The 4215-nt window shown below is 62.5% G+C and carries 2 protein-coding genes; both read right to left on the reverse strand.

The features are described from left to right. A partial coding sequence (locus tag AC1DUU_RS24815; RefSeq protein WP_476786034.1) for an efflux RND transporter permease subunit occupies positions 1-3170 on the reverse strand: 3170 nt, incomplete at its 3' end. A gap of 3 nt (positions 3171-3173) precedes the next feature. Continuing rightward, positions 3174-4215 (reverse strand): efflux RND transporter periplasmic adaptor subunit (locus AC1DUU_RS24820; RefSeq protein WP_476786035.1); only part of this gene is annotated, 1042 nt, incomplete at its 5' end.

Raw genomic sequence — 4215 nt, forward strand, 5'->3', positions numbered from 1 at the left:
GCCTTGGGGAAGGCGATAGCGGGTTCGTCGTCCATGGGCGGAGGCGGCGTCGGGGTGCCAGAACCCTTGCCGAAACGCGCCTTGAACCACTGAACCAGCCTGCCAAACCAGCCGCGCTGGCCTGGTTTGCGCTTGTCGCGGGTGAACACCATCAGCATCGCCGGCGTCACCACCAAGGTGAGGACGGTGGCGAAAGACAGGCCGAAGACGATGGCGCTCGACAAGGCGATCCACCACTGGGTTGACGGCGCATTGATCGTCGTTTCGTGATGGAAGATCTCGAGGCCGAGACCAAACGCGATCGGCGCCACGCCCAGGATAGCCGACAACGCGGTCAGCACCACCGGGCGGGCACGCTCGCGGCAGGTCTGCAGCACCGCGTCCATCTTGTTCCAGCCTTCTTCGCGCAGCCGGTCATAGGTGTCGATCAAAACAATGTTGTTGTTCACCACCACGCCCGCCAGCGCGATCATGCCGATGCCGGACATGACGATGACAAAGGCCTGGCCGGTCAACAGCATGCCGAGCAGGGCGCCGACCGTGGCCATGACCACGCAAGACAGCACCAGGACCACGCTGGTGAACTTGTTGAATTGCGCCAGAAGCACGATGAAGATCAGGAAGATCGCCGCACCGAAGGCATTGCCCAAGAACGCGCTTGCTTCGGCGCTGTCTTCGTTGGAGCCGGCGAGTTTCCAGTCGATGCCTGGTTGCGCCATGTCGCCGACGATCTTGCTCACTTCCGCCTGAACCGACGCGACCTGGTAGCCGGATGCGACGTTGCCCTGGATGGTGATCGTGCGCTTGCTGTCGATACGGTTCAGAATGCCGACGGTCAGCTCTGGCTTGCGCGCAACGAAGTTCGAGATCGGCACCGAGCCTTGCGGGGTCTCGATACGCAACTGGTCGAGTGCTGCCAGCGTCCGGCGGTCCTCCGGCAGACGCAGCCTTATGTCGACAGCATCATCGGCGCCGGCAGGACGATAGTCGGTGAGCTTCAAGCCTGTCGTCACCAGCTGGACGACAGTCCCGACCGCGGTCGGGCTGACGCCGTACTGGGCTGCCTTGGAGCGGTCGACGTCAAGCGCCCAGTCGATACCGGGAGGCGGCAGGCCATCGGAGATGTCGATGACACCGGGCACCTTGGCGACCGCTGCCGCGACCTTCTTGGCGTATTCGTTGAGCCCCGCCGGATCGACGGCGGACAGCTGCACCTGGATAGCCTTGCCGCTCGGCGGACCTGCGTCCGGCACACGCACTTCGACATCGACGCCGGGGATGCCGGCCATCGTGGCGCGCAATTCGTCAAGGATCACATGCGCCGACTTGCGCTCACGCCAGTCGACGAACTCATACTGGATCACGCCGACGACATCCTCGGGAATGTCCTGGCCGCCGCGGGTCTTGCCGGAACGCGTGTATACCGACTTGATGCCTGGCCAGCCGAGAATACGGTTTTCGGCCTCGCGGGTAGCGGCATCCATTTCTTCAAGTGAGAGGTTGCCGCGTGCATGGACGTAGAGCAGGCCGTAATCCGGCTCCACGGTCGGGAAGAATTCCACGCCATTGCCAAACTTGACATAGGAGTAGAACCCGCCGGCAAGCAGCGCGAGCGTCAATACCAGGGCCGTGATCGGATAGTGGACTGCCTTCTTGACGACCGCCATGTAGACGCCGTCCTTGTGCTCTTCCTCCGCATGGGCGGGCGCCTTGGCGAAGAGGGCCCCGAGCGTCGGCGCAAATATGAGCGCGTAGGCCATCGACGCCGCAAGGGTGACGATCAGCGTGATCGGCAGATACTTCATGAAGTCGCCGATGATGCCGGGCCAGAACAGCAGTGGAGAGAAGGCCGCGATGCGTGTCATCGTCGCGGCGATCACCGGGCCGGCCATGCGCTTGGCCGCCAGCTCGAAGGCTTGCTCCTTGGGCATGCCTTCCGACATGCGCCGCTCGGCAAACTCGGTCACGATAATGGCGTCGTCGACAAGCATGCCGACCGCCAGGATCAGGCTGAACAGCACGATCATGTTGATCGTGTAGCCCATCAGCGCGAGCGCCAGGATACCCATCAGGAACGATGACGGGATGGCGAGACCGATGAGCAGCGAGGCTCGGCCCGACAGCGCGTAGAGGATGACGATGAACACCAGGATCACGGCGATCAGCACGTGGTTCTGGAGGTCGTTCAGCAACTGGTTGACGAAGACCGACTTGTCTTGCGTGTAGGTGACCTCCATGCCTTCCGGTGCGGTCTTGACGAAAGCATCGGCGACTTTCTTGGCGCCATCGATCGTCTCGACGATGTTGGCGCCGATGCGCTTCTTGACCTCGATCGCGATCGCCGGTTTTCCGTCGAGGCGGGTAATCGTCTCGGCATCCTTGAAGGTCGCCCGCACCGTGGCGATGTCTTGTACGCGCACAACCGCGTCGGGCGTCGCCACCACAGGCAGACGCGCCACGTCCTCAGGCGTTTCAATCAGCGCCGGCACCTTGACGGCATATTTGCCTTCCGAACCTTCGATGGTTCCGGCGGCGACAAGGCTGTTGGACTGGCCGATACCCTGGATCAGCTGGTTGAGCTGCAGCCCGTAGGACGACAGCTTGACCGGATCGATGATCGCCTCGACCAGCTCGTCGCGCGAGCCTTGAAGCGTGCCTTCCAGCACGCCGGGCACTTCCTCGATCTGGTCGCGCAGCTTCTTGGCGGCGGCCGTCAGCGCCCGTTCGGGCACGTCGCCCGACAGCGTCACGACCAGGACAGGAAACTCCGACAGGTTGACTTCGTTGACGGTTGGTTCCTCGACGCCGGCGGGCAGGTCGCGCTTGGCGTCCTGCACCTTGTTGCGTGTGTCGATCAGCGCGTCGCCAAGATCTGTGGATGGGTCGAATTCAACGATGACATTGGCGCCGCCCTGAAAGGCGTTGGATCGCATCTCTTTCAAACCCTTGAGGTTCTTGAGCTGCGATTCAACAGGCCTCAGAAGCAGCCGCTCGGCGTCCTCCGGCGAGATGCCTTGATAGACAAGGCTGACATACATGATCGGGATGGCGACGTCCGGTTCGGCTTCCTTCGGCACGGCGCGGTACGAAAGCGTACCCGCTATGACAAGAAAAAGCAGAATCGATAGGGTCAGCCGCGCATTGCGGATCGCAAGCTTGACGATGTCCATTGTTTACTGCGTCCCGGTCGCATCTTCGATGAGCTTCTTGACCATCGCCTCGTCGGCGAGCTGGGCCTTGACCTCGTCGCCATCCTTGACCAGGTCTTGGCCGCGGATGATGATCTTGGCGTCGGCGGGAATGCCGCCGAGCACGAGGCCATTCTGGGTGTCGTCGACAAGGTCGATCGGGTAGAACACCACCTTGGACGAGGCATCGACGGCGCGAATGCCGAGATCGCCATTCTCGTTCAGCGTCACCACCGAGCGCGGCAGCATCACGGCGTCGACAGGCTTGGCGCGCACGGTTATCTCGGCCGTCATGCCGGCGGGAATGGCGCCGTCAGCGTTGGGAATGGCGATTTCGACAGGGAAGGTGCGGGTCTGGGACGTCGCGTCGCGGCTGATGTAGCGCAGCTTTCCCATCACCACCTCGCCATTGACCAGCTTCACCTCGGCTTCATCGCCGATCTTGATGTAGCGCAGGTCGCGTTCGCTGATCTCGCCTTTGCCAAGGATCGGATCGAGGTTGAGGATGGTGGCGATTTCCGCGCCCTGCAACACCGAGCTACCAATCTCGACATTGACCTTGTCGACGACACCGTCGAATGGCGCCTTGACCTGGTTGCGCGCCAGCTCGGCTTCGGCTGCCTGTAGCTGGGAGAGCGCATTGGTGTAGGCCGAGCGAACAATATCCGCCTGAAGCTTGGGCGTGTTTCCGGATTTCAAAAGCTTCTGCGCGGCTTCCCAAGCACTCTTGCGTTCGTCCAGCGTGGTACGCGCATTTTCCACAGCGGAAGCCTTTTCCTCGGCGTCGAGCATCATCACCAGGTCACCCTGCTTGACGCGATCACCTTGCTTGACGGGAAGCTGGGAGATGACACCATTGACCCGGCTGGCCAGTGTCGCCCGCTTGTCGGCTTCGGTCTTGCCTGACACGCGGATGGCGCGGGCGTGATCGAAGCGCGGCGGCACGACAACCATCACGGTGCGCAGCGGTGCCTTGGGTTGTTCGGCCTGGGCAGGTTTTGCTTCGGGGTCGGGCTGAGCGCTGCCC

The sequence above is a fragment of the Aminobacter sp. P4_H6_2 genome, assembly GCF_056400805.1.